Below are 20002 nucleotides of genomic sequence, written 5' to 3'. Positions count from 1 at the left end.
AAAAAAATATAATAAAATGCTTAATTTACCTATTCAACCTCGTTATATATTACCGCCTATTATTTTGCTGCTTTTTAGTACCATTTTTGCTGCATTTGATTTAAATAGTTTACTTGAATTTAACCGAAGCCTAATTGATGATGGCGAACTGTGGCGAATTTTTTCTAGCCAATTTGTTCATGCTAATTGGGCTCATTTGGGATTAAATGCCAGTGGTGTTTTACTAATATGGTTACTACATGGCGAATACACATCCCCTACTCGCTACGCTTTTAATACAAGTGCGCTAGCACTGTGGTGTGGACTCGGTGTTTATTGGTTTTGCCCAAACATACATATTTACACCGGATTAAGTGCTCTACTGCATGGTGTAATTATTTGGGGCGCAGTTAAAGATATAACCGTAGGGCTTAAATCAGGTTATTTATTATTTATAGGCGTATGGATTAAAATAGCGTTTGAGCAATTTAGCGGCCCTAATGCTGATATAGGAAAGCTTATTAACTCCACTGTGGCTATTGATGCACATTTAATTGGTGTAATTGGCGGGACTCTGCTTGCCATACCATTGGTTATAGAGCTCTTTAGAAAGAAAAAATAAAGTTAGATTTTGTTCAACCCAATAAAAACGCCGCATTAGTTAACTAAACCAATGCGGCGTTTTTGTTTTTATAATTAAAGATTAAAGCGTTTCTTTAAATAACTTATAAATACGGCGGTATTCGTCTAACCAGCTTGAAGGCTGTACAAAGCCATGCGGTTCAACAGGGAATATAGCTGTTTCAAAGTTTTGTTTTTCAAGCTCTATTAAGCGCTGCACTAAACGCACTGAGTCTTGAAAAAACACGTTATCGTCAACCATGGGTGCGTTAATTAATAAACGTTTGTTTAAACCCTCAGCGTAATAAATTGGCGAGCTGCGCTCATATGCAATCGGGTCAACATCAGGATGGTTTAATATATTAGCAGTGTACCCCGTGTTGTAATGTGCCCAGTCGGTAACAGGTCGTAGTGCCGCACCCGATTGAAACAACTCAGGCGCGGTAAACAATGCCATAAAGGTCATAAAGCCGCCGTATGAGCCGCCATAAGTGCCGACTGCTTTGGTATCAACGTTGGCATTTTGCGCCATCCATTTAACGCCATCGGCTAAATCTTGTGTTTCAGGTGTGCCCATTTGACGATAAATCGCGGTGCGCCAATCACGGCCGTAACCTTTAGATGCGCGGTAATCCATATCCATTACTATGTAACCTTCATCAGCGAGCAATGAATGAAACATAAATTCACGAAAATAAACCGAAAATCCCATATGTGAGTTTTGTAAGTAACCCGCGCCGTGGTTAAAAATAACTGCTTTGCGATTTTTACCTACTTCACCTTCTACGTAGTCAGCTGGGTAGTACACTTTTGCGTATATTGGTTGTTCGGTATGGCTCGATGGCACAGCAACAATTTTAGGTGCAGTTAGCTTTTTAGCTAAAAACTCATCCGACACTGTATGAGTTAAGCGCGTTGCTTTTGCATTGGCTTGTGCGTCAGCTACATAAAGCTCATTAGGCATCGTAATTGTAGAGTGCTTAAGGAGTAACTTGGTTTCATCTGGGCTTAACGTGTAATCGGTCATGCCGTTTAAGTCAGTAACTTGCTCACTCTTACCAGTTTGCGGGTTAACACGGTAAATTTCGTACAGACCTGGGTGTTCAACATTCGCTTTATAATAAATTGCGCTGTTGTCACTGGTAAGCGTTAAGTTAGAAACCTCAAATTGGCCTTGTGTTAGCGCGGTTGCACTACCATTAACTGGTTTTTTATAAAGCTGACTGTAACCCGACTCTTCCGATAGGTAATAAAGCGTGTTCGAGTTATGTAACCACCCAAAGTCGTTAAACGCATAAGCAATCCATGCGTCGTCATGCAGGCGATGTTGCGACACAAGTTTGTTGTTTTCAAAATCAACAGTAGCAAGCCAGCGGTCTTTGTTGTCCCATGCTTCGAGCATGATAGCCACTTGCGAGCCGTCATCGTTCCATACTATTGGGCTTTGCTCAAAACCCCAGTCCATAATAAGGTTAATGCCACGAGGCGCCTTTTTAGACTTATATGCTTTACCATCACGTGCATAATTTTCTTTTTTAACTGCGGCTAAAACATCTTCGTCAAAGCCCGGTAAAGTATTAAAGCTAAGTGATGTTTGCTCTTTGTTAGTTAAATTGATGTAGACAAGCTTTGAGGTTTCTTCTTTAGCATCTGCAACACGGCGGCGTGCTTTTTTAGGCTCAATGGTTGCATCATTAGTGATGTAATTTGGCATAATATCGTCATCACCGCGCCAATCTGTTTGCTTTTGTACAACGACTAATAACGCATCACCATTTGGCGAAAGCTGAGCCTCTGCAACTTTATTACCGTCACCTAAGTAGTAAGCCGTATTAGCAATTGAATCGTTTTGTTCATTAATTTGCTCATTACGTGCTTGGTTGTCTTTTTTATTTTTTTGTTGAAGCGCCACAAACTTAATCAATTTATGCTGCTCTTTAGCAATATACGTGCTTGGCTCTTCAATCCCTTTTGGCTCATCAGTAAGTTTTAAGTTAGCAAGCTCGCTCGTTAAGCCTGTTTTTAAATCAACTTTAAAAAACACATTGCCTTGGCGGTAAACTAAATCGCCATTATTTAAAAATTGTGGTTTAGACTCGTTTGCTGATGTAGCTGTAATTTGCTTAAGTTCACCTGTTTTTAGGTTTTTAACAAACACATTGCCTTTAAATGTGTAAGCCGCCATTGTTTTATTTTTAGAATAAACGGCTTTATTAGAACCCACAGTATGAAGTTTATTAAGAGCTACTTGCTCTGCTGTTTGGCTAGTAACAGATTGGCTAAATAAATTGCGTAGTGTATTACCTTTCTCTTTTTGAGCATAAATAATAGTAGCCGAATCGCTAGCCCAATAAGCGTTCTCTGGCTGATTGCCCATCCAATCAGGATCGGCCATTGCTTGTTCTAGCGTTATTTTTTGTGAGCCGATATCTGCTGGCGTGTTCACAACCGCAGCAACCTTACTTGCTGGTAAAGCACTTTGCTGTGTTGAAGAGGTGTTAGCGGTAGCGCTACAACCTGCAAGCATAACACTTGAGGCAACAGCTAAGGCCACTAACGTTTTAGATGAAGAAAAATTAAAAATCATAGTGCTTCTATACGGTTATTATAATTAAGCCGTATTTAAGCAGAAGCACTTAAGTTATTGCAATTTTTTAAGATAAATAGCCATTAAACAGGGTAAAGCTCAGTTTACTAGCGCTTCTCTTGTTAATAGGCGTTATTCAATTACCAAATCAAGCCAAACCAGTCGGTGATCGCTCGATGCGTTTCTATCTTTAATTAAACGATATTCACTACTCGCTTTAGTAGGCCAAAACACACCACCACCCTTAATTTTTAAACCATAGTTTGACGGTAAAACGTAATCAACACGGGCTTGCCAATTAGCACTGTAATTTTGTGCATAAGGCACATCATACTGCTCTTTAGCACCTTCGCTTTTTGGAACAAAGCTTGCGTTGATAAGTGGGTTTTTAAGTAATTGCTCGGTGGTATTTGTACGGGCTTTGTCCCCCTCAGGGGCTGCATTTAAATCGCCTAAAATAACAAAACGAGAGTGAGTTTTTAAACCGCCCTTTTCGCCTTTATCGTCGTAAATATACTTAGCATTTGAAACGTAATCGGCAATTAACCTTACTTCATCGTGGTTACGCTTGCCGTTTCTATCCTCTTCACCGTCGAATACAGGCGGTGTTGGGTGAGATGCAATAACATGAATTGTTTTATCATTTACGCTAATAGGTAAATCCCAAAACGATTTAGAACTGAGTCTAAGTGCTTGCCATTCTTGTGCGTTATACCAGTTTTCACCTGTTTTAGGCATCACAGGCATTTGTGCATTTGGCATGTCTTTATATTTAAAGGTTTGAAGGGTTCTTACTTTATCAAAATTAATTGGGTATTTTGACAAAATAGCCATACCATAATGCCCTTCAAAAAAGCCAAAGCCTTGTGCATCGCCCATCACGCCATTTTTTTTGCCATCGTTATCTAAATCAAACTCGGTAGCTAGGCCTGTATTTACTGGTGCAATATAAGAGTAAGGGTAGTTAATAGCGGCTTGTTTTTGCTGACTTACGTTTAAATAATGCTGATTAAAGTATTCAATACCCTGCTCTTTTGGGATGTAATCAAATTCGTTAAGTAAAATAATATCAGGGCGAACACGCTGAATAATTTCCGCTATGTTCTTAATTTGCTGGTGGTTAGCTTTAAGTGCATTAACTAAAGCATCACTTTTAACTTGCTCACCTTTGGGCGTGTGATTAGTTGCATCCATACTTACATTAAAAGTTGCAACACGAAGAGATTCCGATGCAAATGCATTTAAGCTAAATAATGCTGTAATGGCTAGCACGCCTGATATTGTTTTTAGTTTCATTGTTCTACTTCACAAATTAAAAATTAGACTTTAACAGTATTACATATTCAAAGCCCATTTTTATGACAAAAAAATACCGGCTTAAGCCGGTATTTATATAAAGTTATAATAACTATTCACTGAGCACTAAATTGGCAGCTGCTTTTAAAATACCGGGATAATCTTGCTCTGGTAGATACTCTGTAAGTTCACCTAATTTATCTGCAAGCTCACTCATATTAATAGCCGATACATTAATATGGCCCATTTTACGACCTGGTTTTGCGGTTTTACCATACCAATGGCTAGTTACATCAGCGAACTTTAATACTTCGCTTGGAATACTTGGTTGGCCTAGCACATTGACCATCGCGGTAATGTGTTTAAGCTCTGTATTACCAAGCGGTAAGCCTGCAACAGCGCGCATGTGGTTTTCAAACTGCGAGCAATGGCAACCTTGTTGCGTCCAATGGCCTGAGTTATGTACGCGCGGTGCAATTTCGTTAACGAGTAACGTGCCATGTACATCAAAAAACTCAATAGCTAACACGCCAACGTAGTTAAGCTCATTTGCTATTTTTGTAAATGCATCGTTTGCTTGCGCTTCAACACTTTGATTATTTTTACCAGCAATAGAAAGCGTTAACACACCATTAGTGTGCTCGTTTTCTGTTAGCGGATATATAGCAACATTACCGTGTTTGTCGCGCGCACCAATGATAGATACTTCACGATCAAACGGGATCATTTTTTCAGCAATAATCGTATGTGGCGCAAGCTCGGTGCCTGATGCAATAAAATCAGCCATTTGTGACCAAATTTCGTCTATTTGATCATCCGATTTTAAACGCCATTGGCCTTTTCCGTCGTAACCCGCTTGGCATGTTTTAATTACAAGAGGTTTACCTAGAGTTTTAACGGCAAGTTCTAAATGCGCTTTTTCAGTAATTAATTGGTACGGCGCACAAGTTACGTTTGTTTTATCAAGCAATGCCTTTTCAAGCGAGCGATCGCCACCGGTTTTAATAGCGGCTTTTCCTGGGTAAAACTTATTACTGTTACAGCAAAGGGTTAGTACGTCATCAGGAATGTGTTCAAACTCGGCAGTAATGGCATCAGCGTTTGATATTGCTTGCTCAAGCGACGTGTTATAAATGTCACCAGTTAGCGGGTGCATAATTTGTTTACTGCCTACATCGTATGCAACAACGTTTAAATTAAGCGGCGCGCCTGCAAGGCTCATCATACGTGCAAGTTGCCCTGCACCTAATATTAAAATATTCATTATTACTCTGCAGGGTTTGGATTAGCTAATATAGTGTCGGTTTGAGCTTTACGAAAAGCTTCAATTTTTGCAAAAATTTCTGGATTTTGACACCCTAAAATTTGTGCAGCTAATAAACCCGCGTTTGCTGCGCCCGGCTCACCAATGGCAAGCGTACCTACCGCAACGCCTTTAGGCATTTGGCAAATAGATAAAAGTGAATCAACACCATTTAATGCTTTTGATTTTACAGGTACGCCAAGTACAGGAAGCGACGTAAAAGCAGCTGCCATACCAGGTAAATGCGCTGCGCCGCCAGCACCAGCAATAATAACTTTAATACCACGTTCTGCGGCTGAACTTGCGTAATCAGCAAGTAATTGAGGAGTGCGGTGTGCAGACACGACTTTGGTTTCGTACTTAATGCCAAAATGCTCTAGCATAAGTGCTGCATGTTCCATGGTTGGCCAATCTGATTTAGAACCCATAATAATGCCAACAGTCATAAATACTCCTCAGTAATGTATTTTAAAAATAGCGGACTTATGTCCGGTTTTAGGCGGGTATTATACCCAAACCAAGTTTAATTGCGACTCACAAAAACAAAAAAAGCCATGTTTAAACATGGCTTTTTAGAGTTAACGGGTAAATAGCTAATTAAGCTTCTTTACTCGCTAGGTATTCTGCGTAGTTGCCTCTAAAGTCGATAACTTTACCGTCTTTAATTTCCCAAATACGGGTCGCAACCGACGATACAAACTGACGGTCGTGGGAAACAAACATCAATGTACCTTCGTAAGCTTCAAGGGCTAAGTTAAGCGCTTCAATTGATTCCATATCCATGTGGTTAGTTGGCTCATCCATTAACAATATGTTTGGCTTATGCATCATAATTTTACCAAACAACATGCGGCCTTGCTCACCACCTGAAATTACTTTAACTGATTTTTTAATATCGTTTTGAGAGAATAACATACGGCCTAAGAAGCTACGAACCACTTGCTCGTCGTCGCCTTCTTGTTGCCATTGCTCCATCCACTGAAACAAGTTCATGTCGGTTGCAAACTCATCAGCGTGATCTTGCGCGTAGTAACCAATATTAGCATTTTCCGAGAACTTAAACTCACCAGCTTTAGGGGCTAAACGCCCTGCTAATGTATTAAGTAATGTTGTTTTACCAACACCATTTTCACCAATAATAGCAATACGTTCGCCAACTTCTACTAAACCTTCAAGTCCAGAAAACAACGTATTGTCGTCAAAACCTTGTGTTAGGTTTGTCATTTCAAGTGCGTTTCTGAATAACTGCTTTTCTTGATCAAAACGAATAAACGGCGTTTGGCGTGAAGATGCTTTAACTTCGTCTAATTGGATTTTGTCGATACGTTTAGCACGCGATGTTGCTTGCTTAGCTTTAGATGCGTTAGCAGAGAAACGAGATACAAACTGTTGAAGTTCAGCAATTTGGTTTTTCTTTTTCGCGTTTTCGTTAAGTAATTGCTCACGTGCTTGCGTTGCTGCAAACATGTATTCGTCATAATTACCTGGGTAAATACGAAGCTCGCCGTAGTCAATGTCGGCCATGTGTGTACACACAGAGTTTAAAAAGTGACGGTCATGCGAGATGATTATCATGGTACAGTCGCGCTGATTTAACACGTCTTCTAACCACTTGATGGTGTAAATATCCAAGTTATTAGTAGGCTCATCAAGTAGCATAATGTCTGGGTCTGAAAACAATACCTGTGCAAGTAGCACGCGCAGCTTAAAACCCGGTGCAATTTCTGACATTGGGCCAAAGTGTTGGTCAGTGCCAATACCTACACCTAATAAAAGCTCACCTGCTTTAGATTCAGCAGAGTAACCATCCATTTCAGCAAATTCAGTTTCAAGATCGGCTACTTTCATACCGTCTTCTTCGCTCATTTCAGGTAAAGAGTAAATACGGTCACGTTCTTGTTTGATTTCCCACAACTCTTTGTGGCCCATAATTACGGTATCGATTACTGAGTATTCTTCGTAGGCAAACTGATCTTGATTAAGTTTAGCAACGCGTTCGTTAGGATCAGTACTTACATTACCTGAAGACGCTTCAAGCTCACCACTTAAAATTTTCATAAATGTTGATTTACCACAACCATTTGCACCGATTAAACCGTAACGGTTACCATCGCCAAATTTTGCTGAGATATTTTCAAATAATGGTTTAGCACCAAATTGCATGGTGACATTAGCTGTACTAATAATAGCGCTACCCTCCAAAGGAGTAATGATGTATTTAAATTGCGCGCAGTTTAAACCAAAATGGCCTGTTTTTCTATGAAAGTTTAAAAGCAAACCACTGCGTTTTAGCCATTTATTATGGCTATGTAGTTAGTAGTAAAAATAACGGATTAGATTTAATGGTTTCGTTAATTTTTATTCAACTTATTCTAATTAAAATCCATAAAGTATGTTTTACAAACAGGCATAAGAGATTAGAAATTACGATACAAATTAGAGTAAAAAAACTTTTAACGTGTTTGTGTGTCTACTTAACTCATTTTTGTTCACCCTATAATAATAAAAAGTTATATTAATGATAATAAAGTACTTTTAGAGCTTTTACACTAGTTACTACTTTTTAACCAAGATGAAATTAATTCAAATTACAATTTTTACACATCGCTAACTCCTCATCCTATTTACCTATCAAATCATTAAAAACACAAACTTTTGCAACACCTGAAAAACAAAATTAACCTTTAGTGAATATCCGTTAAGTTTAACGATTAATTTTATTGAGTATTTTTCACTTTTGAGCCGTTTATTGCTTTGTTAGTCTTCGAATCTGAATTTTTACCTACGTAAAAAATTGACCAATTTACACAGGGCAACACACAAGATGAGCAAAAAATTAGCGACGCTTATTAGCGCAAGTATTGTATTCGCACCCGCTGTTTCGGCAGTAGAATTATACAAAGATGACAAAAATACTGTTGAAGTTGGTGGATATCTTGATGTGCGTGTAATTAATACACAAAATGAAACCGAAGTTGTTAACGGTACTTCGCGCATTAACTTTGGATTTACCCGAAAGCTTAAGAAAGACTGGACTGCACTCGCACTCGTAGAATGGGGTGTAAACCCTGTTGGCAGCAGCCATATTATTTATAACAATCGTTTTGAGTCTATCCAGGATGAGTTTTTATATAACCGTTTAGGTTACGCAGGCCTTTCACACGAAAAGTACGGCCAACTTACCATTGGTAAACAATGGGGTGCATGGTACGACGTAGTTTACGGCACAAATAATAGCTTTGTATGGGATGGTAATGCGGCTGGTGTTTACACCTATAACAAAGACGATGGCGCTGTTAATGGCACTGGTCGTGGAGATAAATTAGTGCAGTACCGCAATAGCTATAACGATTTTAGTTTTGCAGTACAAGCGCAGCTTAAAAACAGCGAATTTTATACCTGTGACGTAACCGACATTTCAGAAGAAGAATGTGAAGCACTTTGGAACTCTGGCGATAGTGCAGCCCAAGAAGTTGAATTTAATTACACATTTGGTGCGTCTGTAACTTATACCCCAACTGACATGCTAACACTTACAGCAGGTGTTAACAGTGGTGAGTTTGATTTAACGTTTGCCGATGGTTCTACTCGCAATGTTGAAGATTTAATTTATGGTGCAGGTATTATGTGGGGCAACATTGATGAGCCCGGCCTATACGTTGCAGCCAACGTAAATAAAAACAAAAACCACGACACAGATAACATTGGTCGCTTAATTAAAGACGCAATCGGTGTAGAAACATTTGCATCTTACCGCTTTGATAACGATTTTCGCCCTTTTATTGCCTACAACGTGTTTGATGCTGGTGATGATTACGTAATTCAGCCAAACTTTAACGCCGACCCAGACGATGTATTTAAACGTCAGTTTGCTGTTATTGGCCTTCACTACTTAATTGACGAAGACACTATTGCCTACGTAGAAGCGCGTAAAGACTTTAGCGACTTTGAAAGCGATAACAAAGAGCAACAAGCACAAATGGAGCAGTCGGAAGATGACGGTATAGCATTTGGTTTTAGATATAAGTTTTAAATATAAGTTTATAAAACGACTACAACTTCCCTAAGCACAACCATTTTAGCCCTTTTAACTTTTTTAACTGGGCTTTTTTTATTTTTCCATACTTTTTTCAATACTCAATTTTGCATTTAAGGCTATTTCAAAAAAGGCATTAACAGCCGCAGTGGTATCTGCTTTTTCAATTTGTAATAGCACCATTCACGATGCCCCTATTTTTTACGTTTACCATTTTGCTGCTCATTACAATGAGCGAGGAAAACTTTAATTAATCAGTCATAGTCCACACTCGGCATTTATATTTTTAGTGGATGTAGTTATCGCAGGCTTTATTATTTTGACTACCTCTTTGATTACTTTTTATAATTTGACTTTATTGCTAATTTTAACGTTATAGCAACACTTAGTATGATGTGTTCTTTTACTGTAAAGCCACCAGCCAATTTATATTAACTGCATTAAGAGTATAAAAAGATGCTGAAACTATATTGAAATTGCAAAGTACTGACACTGCTTTTTACTGATCACAAATACCTAAGGCTGCTTAAAAGCAGTCACATATAGGTGTGGTATATGCTCATGGGTACTCACGGTATTCTAATTCAATAGTCATGTACTGTATATGAAAACAGTACATGTGATTGCTATGAAAAAATAATTTAAACCTACCTTTCTTTGTAAGTCGTTAATAATATTGAACTAAGTAAAGTGTTATAAAGTTGATTCGTTATCATAAATAGATAAAACAACGATAACTGTATGTATATACAGTTATCACTTAAACCAATCTATCTTACTTTTTAATAAACGTACTATAACCAGCTAATGCCTTAGCCACACTAATTGATGGATTATCTGAATGCTCAGCACCTTTGTTTATATCACTTTGCCACACAAGGTTATTGTTAGGATTGGTTGATAAAGCGGCCTCTAAATTACTAAACGCTTTTAACATTAGCGGATGCTCTGCCCCGCCCACCGAAAGATATAAATATGTAGACGACTTCACTTTGTTATCTTGGGCACTTAAAAACGCTTCTACATTATTAACTACGGTCATATCGTCATACCAAGCCGCAGGGCTAAAAGCAAAATAGCCATTAAACAATTCAGGCTTTGTATGCAGCGTATAAAGTACAAAGCTACCACCTGCCGAAAAACCACTTAAAACACGGTTATTACTAAGCTTATATTTTGCTGATAGATAAGGGAGTAACTCAGTTTCAATAAACGCTAAAAACTTGTCGGCTTCACCATTTGGTTCAATAAGTGTTTCATTTTCTGTGCGCGCTTGTGTGTTTACATCTTGGCGAGCATAAGGAGGCACTAAATCGCGATTACGTGTATCTGTAAAAAACAAATTAGGAATAGACACCAATATAGCCTTATCCCCTTTTTCGCTCTTAGCTTGTTTTGTAAGTGCTTTATCCCATGTATCTAAATTAAAGTTACCATCTGTTTTAATAATTAACGGATACGCTTTTTTAGGATTGTAATTAGCGGGCAATCTTATAAACACTTTGCGCGACTCATTAAGCACGCTTGAGTTAATTGTTACATCTGTATAGGCCGATACATAATGGTTGTAATAGCGTATAGCTAAAATACCAATAGCAAAAATGACTACGGCTAAACTTAAATTAATAATATAGTGTTTTGTTATTTTTATTGCCATACGGCATTCCTTTCAATGTTTAGGAGTTATTTAATCGAGCTTAACCCATTGTTTTATTTCCAGCGCGGTCATAATAAGCTCAACCGAAAACGCGGCTAAAATCATGCCCATCACTCGCGTTAAAATAGACGCGCCGCCAGTACCAATTAGCTTAATAATTTTACCCGAAAGCAGCAACAGTATTAAGGTAATACCCAACACACCAAGTGTAACAAGCGCTGTGCCTATTTGAGTAGTAATTGGGTGTATGTGGTTATCGGTAAGTAGTATTACCGCCAAAATAGCGCCAGGAGTCGCCGTTGCAGGTATAGCAAGCGGAAACACGGCTATATCGTGATCGGGGTCTTGTTTGGCTTTATTAGAATCGTTTCCAAAAATCATTTGCAGGCCAAACAAAAACAATATAATTCCGCCCCCTAACTGAAACGACACCAACCTAATTCCCATCGTATTAAGTATTAGTTGCCCTATTAAAATAGAACCCAATAATACGCCCCCGGCATAAAGTACCGTTTTAAATGCAGTTTTACGGCGTTGTTGATCAGTTAAATGAGAAGTAAGCGCAGCAAACAGCGCCATAGTGCCTGTTGGGTCAATGGTCGCCCAAATTACAAGCGCATCTTGAGAGAGTTTTTCTAGCATATAAAATCCTTGTTAAGCGTAAATGTTTAATAAAACACGGGTAACAAATTCATTTGCTTACGCTTAACTATAATAGAAAGCCGCTATTTTTTGTATTTTATTTACTGAGCTTTAAGGATTGAGGATTGAAACAAGGTAAGCACTTATAATTGCCGTCTTGAGTTAAAGTGATTTATGCCAAATAGAATTTTCTCTTAAACTAAAGCCCAGTTTCATAAGTAAATTATGGGAACGTGCATTATGTGCACTCACCTCGGCCGACAAATGTTTAAGCGGAATTTGCTTAACTAGAGTTTCAATAAAACCGGTCACCACTTCAAACATTACGCCCTTATCCCAAAAGTCAGGATGCAGCTCAAATCCTATAAACGCACTACTTTTACACCGGGTTAAATTATAAAGCCCACAAGTACCCATTAACTTTCCAGATATATTATGTTCAATTGCAACTCGAATTACTTCGCCTTCGTAGTAAGCACTAATATCATCTTGTATTAATTGTTTGATTTGCGTTTTGCTAAGTGGTGTTTCGTAGTCGTTAAATTCTGACACGTGCGGGTGATTTAAAATATTAAATAAACACGCTGCGTGTTTGTGGGTAACTAAACGCAGCGTAACGCGCTCAAGCTTTGTGGTGTTAAACATTTTATTTAAGTGGTTATTTAAATTAGCTCTTTATGGGCACGCATTATTAACTTACCATACCCTATTAACAAGCATTATCTTTAAAGCAAAAAGAGTGGATAACGTAATGAGTGACGATTTTAAAGTAATACAACCCACTACCACAGTATATTGCCCAAAGCGCGGCGAAGGCTGGACCTTAACAGGCATTACTAATATTAACGAGTTTACCTCAGTAATGTTTGACGGCACACGCTATACGCTTCCAGCACGCGAAATAGTAGAAGAACTTCTTCCTAACCAATTAGCGCGTGAGCAAAATAGCTAACCAAACACATACACAGTAAAAAGGCTGCAATTTTGCAGCCTACTATCTAATCAACGAATTAAAATGCATCGTCTTCGCTGTAAACATTAACGTTTAGCTCGTCATCATTTTCAAATACCACAAACGAGATAGGCTTACAGCACACTTGGCAGTCTTCTATGTATTGCTCATCAATATCTGCTGCATCAAGTAATACTTCTATACTTTCTCCACAATAAGGGCAGCTTATTGATGTTTCTGTTAACTGGTTCATTTATCACCTGCTAATTTATATCACGAATGTTGTCACTTTAATGAACACGTAAGCATAATTCAACACCCCATTAAATAACGCATACTTGGCTAATCCAATTAAACCATGCTACTAACTTAAATAGTGATCTTGTTACTAGCCTTATCCCTATAAAACTCGTCAAAGCACAATATTTTTCACCATAGATAAATTAGTCAGCACTCTACAATGAAATTGTATTAGCACTTAGCGGGTCTAACTTTATAAGTATTTATAAACTCACAGTACAGATGGATAATTTTATGAAAAAATCACTTACGCTTGCATTAACATCTGCCGTTATTTTGTTTAGTACATTCTCCCATGCAGCTAAAACCGAAAAAGCCGTTCTAGCTGGAGGTTGTTTTTGGTGTATGGAAAGTGACTTTGAAAAGCTAGAAGGCGTAACCGATGTAATATCGGGCTTTACTGGCGGTAAACTTATAAACCCGACATACAATGGTAATCATAAAGGCCATTACGAGGCCGTTGAAATCACATACGATCCGGCCATAGTAAGCTATCAGGGCATACTTGATCATTACTGGGTAAATATCGATCCCTTTGATGCCAAAGGCCAATTTTGTGATAAAGGCCCTAGTTACTTAAGCGCTATATTTGTACAAAACGACGAACAACGTAAATTAGCCGAAAAAACAAAAGCAGCAGTAGTTGCCGAGTTCCCTAATCAAACTGTGGTTACACCTATACTAAACGCAAGCACCTTTTACCCTATAAAAGGGAGGGAAAGCTTTCATCAAGATTATTACAAAAACAATCCAATCCGATACAACACCTATCGTTGGCGTTGTGGTCGCGACAGCCGCCTAGAAGAAATTTGGGGCGAAAGAGAAACTCACTAGTATTTATTAAGCAACTAAATTACACCAACAAAAGGCTGCGTATTGTGCAGCCTTTTGCTTATCTACAAAGCTAGCTTTCTCTGCTTCAAAAAGTATACGAACCTTCATTATCAATAAATAGTATATTCTGTTTCCTAAAGCAGGCTGTTTATCTACTAAATCAAATACAATAAATTGCACTCCTAGATTGATATAAACAAAATTTAACAGCTGGAGTTACACAAAATGTTTGCCAACCAATTACAACTAGCGCGTGCTCTAGAGTTACCAACACGACAAGCCATGCTTTACCGTGAACCAGCAGTACAAAACTTTTGGATAAACAACACTGACCTAATTACAAACGCGTGGAGCGAATGGGAAGCAACATCAATAGATAGCTCAACGTTTACACTTGACGACACACTACTTGATAAAAACCTACGCGAAGCAGTAAAGCAAGCATGGGAAGATCCATCAAAAGAGCTAGCCGTAAAAGCGTTATTACACGAAGTAGCGCCTGATGTGTTTCAATTTCAATTTTTTGATCCTGAGCGCCTAGCTGTATTACGCGGATATTTAGAACAAGTATGGAATTCGCAAATTCCTATGCGCCCGCCATACGGCATAGTGTTAAATCGCCGTGGTGCCATGCTTGATAGCCGATCAGAAGGTTATTTAGCCGCGCCAAGCTTTCAAGCATTTTATAACGAAATACTAAACACTTATATGCGCCCTATTTCACGTATGCTGTTCCCGGAAGTTATGGGGTTTGATACACAAACATTTGGCTTTTCAATTTATTATGAGCCAAATACAGATTCATCAATTCGCCCACATACCGACGCATCAGCTGTAACGCTTAACATTAACCTAAATTTACCAGGCGAAGAGTTTACAGGGTCACAAGTGGACTTTTATCACCCGTACACAGGTGACATTAAATCACTTACCTTTAAGCCTGGTACTGCCATGTTACATCGAGGCAATATTGCACACGCAGCCAAGCCTATTACCAGTGGCGAGCGAACTAACTTTGTATTGTGGCTGTATGGGGAGCGCGGTCGATTACCAGCACAAGGTGCACCACGCATTCCTGTTGATGCTAAACAGCGCTGGACTAACCCTAACAAACCAAATGATGGCTACGCACCATTTTAAGTAAGCGCTTTTAACGTTTTAAATATAAAAGGCTGCCAAATTTAAGCAGCCTTATAAAAATAAAGCTCATCCAGTAACCAACACGTTTTAAGTTTAGTAATATCAAAAAACCGCCCTATTCATAATCTATATTGTCGCCACTTATAACAATAGATAACACAAATTTTCCGTCTTGCTTTTCTTATGTCCCAGTACTTCGCTTAACAAAGTACAAAATTTAAGGGGATGTTATGTTTTTGTATTCAATTGATAAGCCACTGTAATGCTTAAGTTGGTAATTTAATAAATTGTGCTATCTTTTTACTATCTACATTATAAAAATACGAGCTAACCCAAAATAAGAAATAGCACCTAAATAAGCAATTGGAAAGTGTGAATATACACTGAGGTAAATAAGCAATAATATAAAAAACAGACTAATGCTAAAGCAAACCACTGCCAAAAGCCTGCCTAACCAACATATAGATTGGGCTGCAATATTTAAAACAAACAAGGAAATAGCCCCAAGTATTACATACACTAAAGTGTTTAAATCTTCCCCATGCGCTAAACCATCTTCGGTATAGTACATCATGTAATGAGCAAGCGGAGTCAGTGCTAATAGAGCCCAGAAACCATAACTGCTCCAAGTTGATGAGACAAAATAGTTACTACCAATGTCAGGCGCAGGAAACGATGCTTTATATCTATTTTGGTTCATGTGAATTCCAGTTAAGCCGTTTTATATAAGTTGATAGCAAGGCTTTTATTAAAAACACAAAAGGCCAATAGACAATAAAAACTGTCCGTATTATTGATTTTTATCAAAAAAATTACAACATGATTGCACCACTAACCACAATACAGAATAAAAATCGTACTATTAGCAATTAATCAAAGTAATAAAAAATCTAATTAAAAAGAATATTGAACAATAAACTTTTCAATTGATAGAATGCCCTACTTTTTCCCATAAAGAGATACAATGGCAAACTTCAATACTCATCTTAATACTGCCGTAATCATCACAGGCTTAGCCTCAGCCACCTTACTATCTGCAAGCCATATCGATTTAAACGGCGCACTTTGGTTATGGTTTTTAGGCTCTATTGGCGGTTTATTACCCGACATAGACTCAGATAACTCCACATCACTCGACACTATTTTTAACTTATTTGCACTCAGCGCTGTATTACTAGTGCTGCATTACATAACCACCGAGCTCATTATTGAAATTAGCTTTATCGAGTTAATCGTAGTGCCGTTATTGGTTTACGGATTTATGAAATATATTATTAGACCTATTTTTGAATGGATCACAGTACACAGAGGTAGTTGCCACTCTTTACTATTTATACTGTTATGCGCGCTATTAACGACTCAAGTAACATGGAAACTAAATGACCAATCAACCACACAAGCAGCCGTTTTTGCCTGGTTAACGGGTGGGTTTATTTTACTCGGCGGACTAATTCATTTATTACTGGATGAAATTTACAGTGTGGATTTAAGTAATGTCACAATTAAGCGCTCTTTTGGCACCGCTTTAAAAATAGCTGACTTCGATAATAAACTAATTACGCTAGCTTCAATTATTGCCATTGCAGGTTTAATTTATGTTGCCCCTCCCACAGAACAAACTATTACAGCGTTAAGTGACTGGTCTCATTTTACGTTTTTATCTTAACGCCATAAGTAATAAGCCGTTTAACCACATACTCAAAATGTGTGCCCTCTTGGTAATCAAATGTTGATTTACTAAGAGGGCATGAGGCACTGCGCTTTTAGATACATGCATGGCTAAACCAAAGCGGCTTTGCAAAGTTAGGTTTAATTAAAAGCAATAGCCTGAGCCTGTTTGTTATTAATTAATACTTTTATAGGTTTAAGTGAAATAATTTACTCGCTTTACCTGTCTTATACCTACAACGATAAACGCTATTTAATACAAATACTAAGCAGTTTGCTACATTCAAACCCGCAACACCTGTTAAAAGCGTCAAATATAAAATCAAAAGAGGTCCATAATGGAATTTACACTTAAACGCACCACCCTAATTACAGCATCGTTATTGTTGGTATTGGCGATATCACAGGGTATTTATTCAGCGCTTTACAGTGCTGAAATTAGTTTTTCAAGGCAGGTTGCTTGGGGGCTAGAAGCACTGGTATTTACTTTACTTGTTGCTTTTGCAGGCACAGCTATGGTGCAAGCAAAAAATGCTCAGCTAGGCTGGTCGGCTATCGCGTTTAGTGCAGTACTTAACATAGTGCAGGTAAGCATTGGACTTACTTTGTTTTCTACATTTGGAAAAGTTGCAGGCACAGTAGAAGGCGCACAACCTTTAATTGGTGGCGTGGTTTCTTTGTCATTCATGATTTACTATGCAGCTAAAGTATTATTGGGATTAGCAGCACTTGTTTTTGGCCTGTCTTACTTAGCTAAAGGTGGCAAAGCAATCGGCGGCCTTACAGCCCTAGCAGGCGGTGTTGCAGTGCTTGCCAATGGTATTTTAATTACCTTTGGTCGTGATGGATTTCTACCATCAGCTGTTGCTGGTGCATCAGGCATGATTGCAACGTTACTTTTAGCAATCTGTTTAATAAGCCTTTACCGTAAAGCAGACTAAGGCTTAATGCCTTACAAAGTATGGTTCTTACTTAGATAAGTTATAGACATCGGCGTGTATTAGAGTGCAAATTCGCCGATGTTTTACGTTTAAAGTGACAGCCATCTTATTTTATAAAACTAATTCACAATGAGGATATGAGGCGCTGCGCTTTTAGAGGGTAAAAATAGCTTATATCAAAAGCTTTTGACCGATTTATGTTTTGATATATGAAGTCAAGATTTGACCCCTTAACTTCTTAACTTATAGTCATAGCTGACTAGCTGACAGACCAAATGACATTCCTACTAAATGCCCAATATCAAAAAATGGAATTCGATGCTCCATTTGAGAATAATGTGAACATTTTACAATAGTTAAATTTCGGTTATCTTTCGCATTTACGCTTGTCAGAAGATCAATATATGCAGGATCATCTCCAATAAACACAACATTTCGAAAAGTAAGGTCTGAAGATTCAAAAGAAGATTTGTCTTGAAAAATATCGTGAGTAATCTCGAAAACAGACTCTACTTTTTTCTCTTTTTCCTCGAAAGCAAATGCAACAAGCTCAAACAGGCAGTTATTACCTTTAAGTTTTGCGCCATCTAATGATGAAACAGGTATTTTAACTAAGGGAATATCATCAATTGAATTAGAAAAGGCAAATACTTTATAAGTTTTCTTTTCCTCTAACACTCTACAGTTGCGTAAAGCTTGATAAACTAATTCTTCTAATTTTAAATTACTAAAATCACTTTTTGGATGCAGCTTTTTATACATTGGCGAAAATTTTTCAATTGATTCAGCAAGGAAGTTAACATCAATTAAAACGGCTGTATTGGAGTAATTTACGGTTTTATTTTTTACTTTGTTTTTTTTTGCTTCCTCTAATTTTGTATCTCTGATAGCTTCGAGTTCATCCCAACTTTTATTGTAAAAGCAAATTAGATCTCTAATGCATTTGGTTATGTATAACTGTAATTTATTGAAAAGGTCTGTTTGTTTACTAAGTTCTGGTATCAATATTTCTATACTCTTACCATTGTGAATTATTTCAGTACGCAATCCATCTTCATTATCACCGCTAGAATAGTATTTAAATTCTTCCTGCAATCTATGAATGTCCGAGCTGTTTTCGGCTATATGAGCCGCAATTTTTGTTCTAACCTTCTGGAACTTAGTAAAACTATTTGGATCGGCGATAAATTCAAACAATCTCATTATTTCGATGAATTTCCCTGTATTATCATTTTCTTCCAATGCATTTAAAAACATTCTCAATGCTTGTTTCGCTATGTTTCCAACCTCTCCAATATCAGCATTTAATAAGTTAAAATTAGTGAAAATTTCGGAGTTAATATCTAAACCTACACCCGCCGTTAAGGTATTACTGTAGATCGTAGTATCTATGATACGAGTAAAAGGACTCCCTTTTCCACTGTACATTAACAGCAACGTCTCACCTGATGCAACTTGCCCTAACCTTGCTGGCATGGTTTTCGGAGCCACTAAGGAGCAAAACTCAAATTTAATATAATCGATAATTATAGAGGCTTTAGATATTGCAGTAGTAATAATTTGCAAATCACTTGATATGCTCCCAGGGTAATCAGCATAAGTTTGATCATTAATTACTATTAAAGGGTTTGATTTAAGCTTCTCAATGTTTGAATCAAATTTGTCTTTATCTTCTTGAGACATGATAATTGTACTACTATACATATCATCAATATCGATACAGCCTTTTGGAAAGATTCTTATGTTCCCAAATGACTCTTCATTTTTTAAATCAAGTCTCTCCACGGGGAAAATATAAAAATACTTCGTTTCAAGATCGTTTCCGTACAAATCTTCAATTTTATTCATAAAACCTCGGAGAAAATATATCGCCGTGCTTTGCGGCTGGTTTGGAGCGAAGCGGAAAATCAGTCCGCCAACAGCGCCTTGTGTACGCCCGACATGGGCATTGACTTATGAGGTGAAAGTCCTCTGTAGGAAGATCACCGTTTAAATAACACACTGTTATTAAACGATAACTACTAGCGAATGGCAAGGGCTAAATCG

The 20002-nt window shown here is 37.8% G+C and carries 18 protein-coding genes; 7 read left to right on the top strand and 11 right to left on the bottom strand.

What is annotated here, in order from left to right; all coding sequences use genetic code 11:
• Positions 1-16: 16 nt before the first annotated feature.
• On the top strand, positions 17-601 hold the full coding sequence (gene rrtA / locus I6F10_RS07105) for a rhombosortase (protein ID WP_165743846.1): 585 nt from the start codon (positions 17-19) through the stop codon (positions 599-601).
• Between the two features lie 81 nt (positions 602-682).
• Here the strand turns inward: rrtA and I6F10_RS07100 are convergent, their stop codons facing one another.
• From I6F10_RS07100 to I6F10_RS07080, 5 genes are all read right to left on the bottom strand, one after another.
• Positions 683-3187: a S9 family peptidase gene (locus I6F10_RS07100; RefSeq protein WP_165743847.1), complete on the bottom strand. Its 2505-nt coding sequence runs from the start codon at positions 3185-3187 to the stop codon at positions 683-685.
• Between the two features lie 132 nt (positions 3188-3319).
• Positions 3320-4483 (bottom strand): endonuclease/exonuclease/phosphatase family protein, encoded by a 1164-nt coding sequence (locus I6F10_RS07095; protein ID WP_165743848.1) that lies wholly within the window; start codon positions 4481-4483, stop codon positions 3320-3322.
• Positions 4484-4595: 112 nt separating this feature from the next.
• Entirely contained in the window at positions 4596-5747 is a 1152-nt protein-coding gene (locus I6F10_RS07090) for a 5-(carboxyamino)imidazole ribonucleotide synthase (RefSeq protein ID WP_165743849.1), read from the bottom strand.
• Between the two features lie 2 nt (positions 5748-5749).
• Positions 5750-6232, bottom strand: coding sequence for a 5-(carboxyamino)imidazole ribonucleotide mutase (gene purE / locus I6F10_RS07085; protein ID WP_002962540.1), 483 nt, complete (start codon positions 6230-6232; stop codon positions 5750-5752).
• A 151-nt stretch (positions 6233-6383) separates the two neighbouring features.
• On the bottom strand, positions 6384-7973 hold the full coding sequence (locus tag I6F10_RS07080; protein ID WP_076914937.1) for an ABC-F family ATPase: 1590 nt from the start codon (positions 7971-7973) through the stop codon (positions 6384-6386).
• A gap of 637 nt (positions 7974-8610) precedes the next feature.
• Here I6F10_RS07080 and I6F10_RS07075 point away from each other — a divergent pair.
• The gene (locus I6F10_RS07075; RefSeq protein WP_165743850.1) at positions 8611-9819 is read left to right on the top strand and encodes a porin; all 1209 of its coding nucleotides are present in this window, start codon (positions 8611-8613) and stop codon (positions 9817-9819) included.
• A gap of 778 nt (positions 9820-10597) precedes the next feature.
• Here I6F10_RS07075 and I6F10_RS07065 read toward each other — a convergent pair.
• The 3 genes from I6F10_RS07065 to I6F10_RS07055 all read right to left on the bottom strand — a co-directional run bounded on the left by I6F10_RS07065 (position 10598) and on the right by I6F10_RS07055 (position 12766).
• Entirely contained in the window at positions 10598-11479 is an 882-nt protein-coding gene (locus I6F10_RS07065; protein ID WP_165743851.1) for an alpha/beta hydrolase, read from the bottom strand.
• A 30-nt stretch (positions 11480-11509) separates the two neighbouring features.
• The gene (locus I6F10_RS07060) at positions 11510-12121 is read right to left on the bottom strand and encodes a MarC family protein (protein ID WP_165743852.1); all 612 of its coding nucleotides are present in this window, start codon (positions 12119-12121) and stop codon (positions 11510-11512) included.
• A gap of 162 nt (positions 12122-12283) precedes the next feature.
• Positions 12284-12766: a GNAT family N-acetyltransferase gene (locus I6F10_RS07055; protein ID WP_165743853.1), complete on the bottom strand. Its 483-nt coding sequence runs from the start codon at positions 12764-12766 to the stop codon at positions 12284-12286.
• 106 nt (positions 12767-12872) lie between these two features.
• Here I6F10_RS07055 and I6F10_RS07050 point away from each other — a divergent pair, with 106 nt between their 5' ends.
• Positions 12873-13073, top strand: a complete 201-nt coding sequence (locus tag I6F10_RS07050; protein WP_002962626.1) for a hypothetical protein — start codon at positions 12873-12875, stop codon at positions 13071-13073.
• A gap of 58 nt (positions 13074-13131) precedes the next feature.
• Here I6F10_RS07050 and I6F10_RS07045 read toward each other — a convergent pair whose 3' ends face one another.
• Positions 13132-13326, bottom strand: coding sequence for a CPXCG motif-containing cysteine-rich protein (locus tag I6F10_RS07045; protein ID WP_002962627.1), 195 nt, complete (start codon positions 13324-13326; stop codon positions 13132-13134).
• 281 nt (positions 13327-13607) lie between these two features.
• Here I6F10_RS07045 and msrA point away from each other — a divergent pair, with 281 nt between their 5' ends.
• A complete protein-coding gene (gene msrA, locus I6F10_RS07040) occupies positions 13608-14207 on the top strand; it encodes a peptide-methionine (S)-S-oxide reductase MsrA (RefSeq protein WP_165743854.1) in 600 nt (199 codons plus the stop codon).
• Positions 14208-14432: 225 nt separating this feature from the next.
• Entirely contained in the window at positions 14433-15347 is a 915-nt protein-coding gene (locus tag I6F10_RS07035) for a 2OG-Fe(II) oxygenase family protein (RefSeq protein ID WP_165743855.1), read from the top strand.
• Between the two features lie 307 nt (positions 15348-15654).
• Here I6F10_RS07035 and I6F10_RS07030 read toward each other — a convergent pair whose 3' ends face one another.
• A complete protein-coding gene (locus I6F10_RS07030; protein WP_231619903.1) occupies positions 15655-16047 on the bottom strand; it encodes a hypothetical protein in 393 nt (130 codons plus the stop codon).
• 264 nt (positions 16048-16311) lie between these two features.
• Between I6F10_RS07030 and I6F10_RS07025 the strand changes: the two genes are divergently transcribed.
• Together I6F10_RS07025 and I6F10_RS07020 are read left to right on the top strand one after the other, a co-directional pair.
• Complete coding sequence (locus I6F10_RS07025) at positions 16312-17013, top strand: metal-dependent hydrolase (RefSeq protein ID WP_165743856.1); 702 nt, start codon at positions 16312-16314, stop codon at positions 17011-17013.
• Positions 17014-17353: 340 nt separating this feature from the next.
• The gene (locus tag I6F10_RS07020) at positions 17354-17956 is read left to right on the top strand and encodes a thiamine biosynthesis protein ThiC (RefSeq protein WP_165743857.1); all 603 of its coding nucleotides are present in this window, start codon (positions 17354-17356) and stop codon (positions 17954-17956) included.
• 249 nt (positions 17957-18205) lie between these two features.
• Here I6F10_RS07020 and I6F10_RS07015 read toward each other — a convergent pair whose 3' ends face one another.
• On the bottom strand, positions 18206-19804 hold the full coding sequence (locus I6F10_RS07015) for a hypothetical protein (RefSeq protein ID WP_197098667.1): 1599 nt from the start codon (positions 19802-19804) through the stop codon (positions 18206-18208).
• Positions 19805-20002: the final 198 nt, after the last annotated feature.

It is taken from the genome of Pseudoalteromonas sp. SWYJZ98, assembly GCF_015864495.1.
Taxonomy (GTDB): domain Bacteria; phylum Pseudomonadota; class Gammaproteobacteria; order Enterobacterales; family Alteromonadaceae; genus Pseudoalteromonas; species Pseudoalteromonas distincta.
This window is presented reverse-complemented; position numbering and strand designations above follow the sequence as displayed.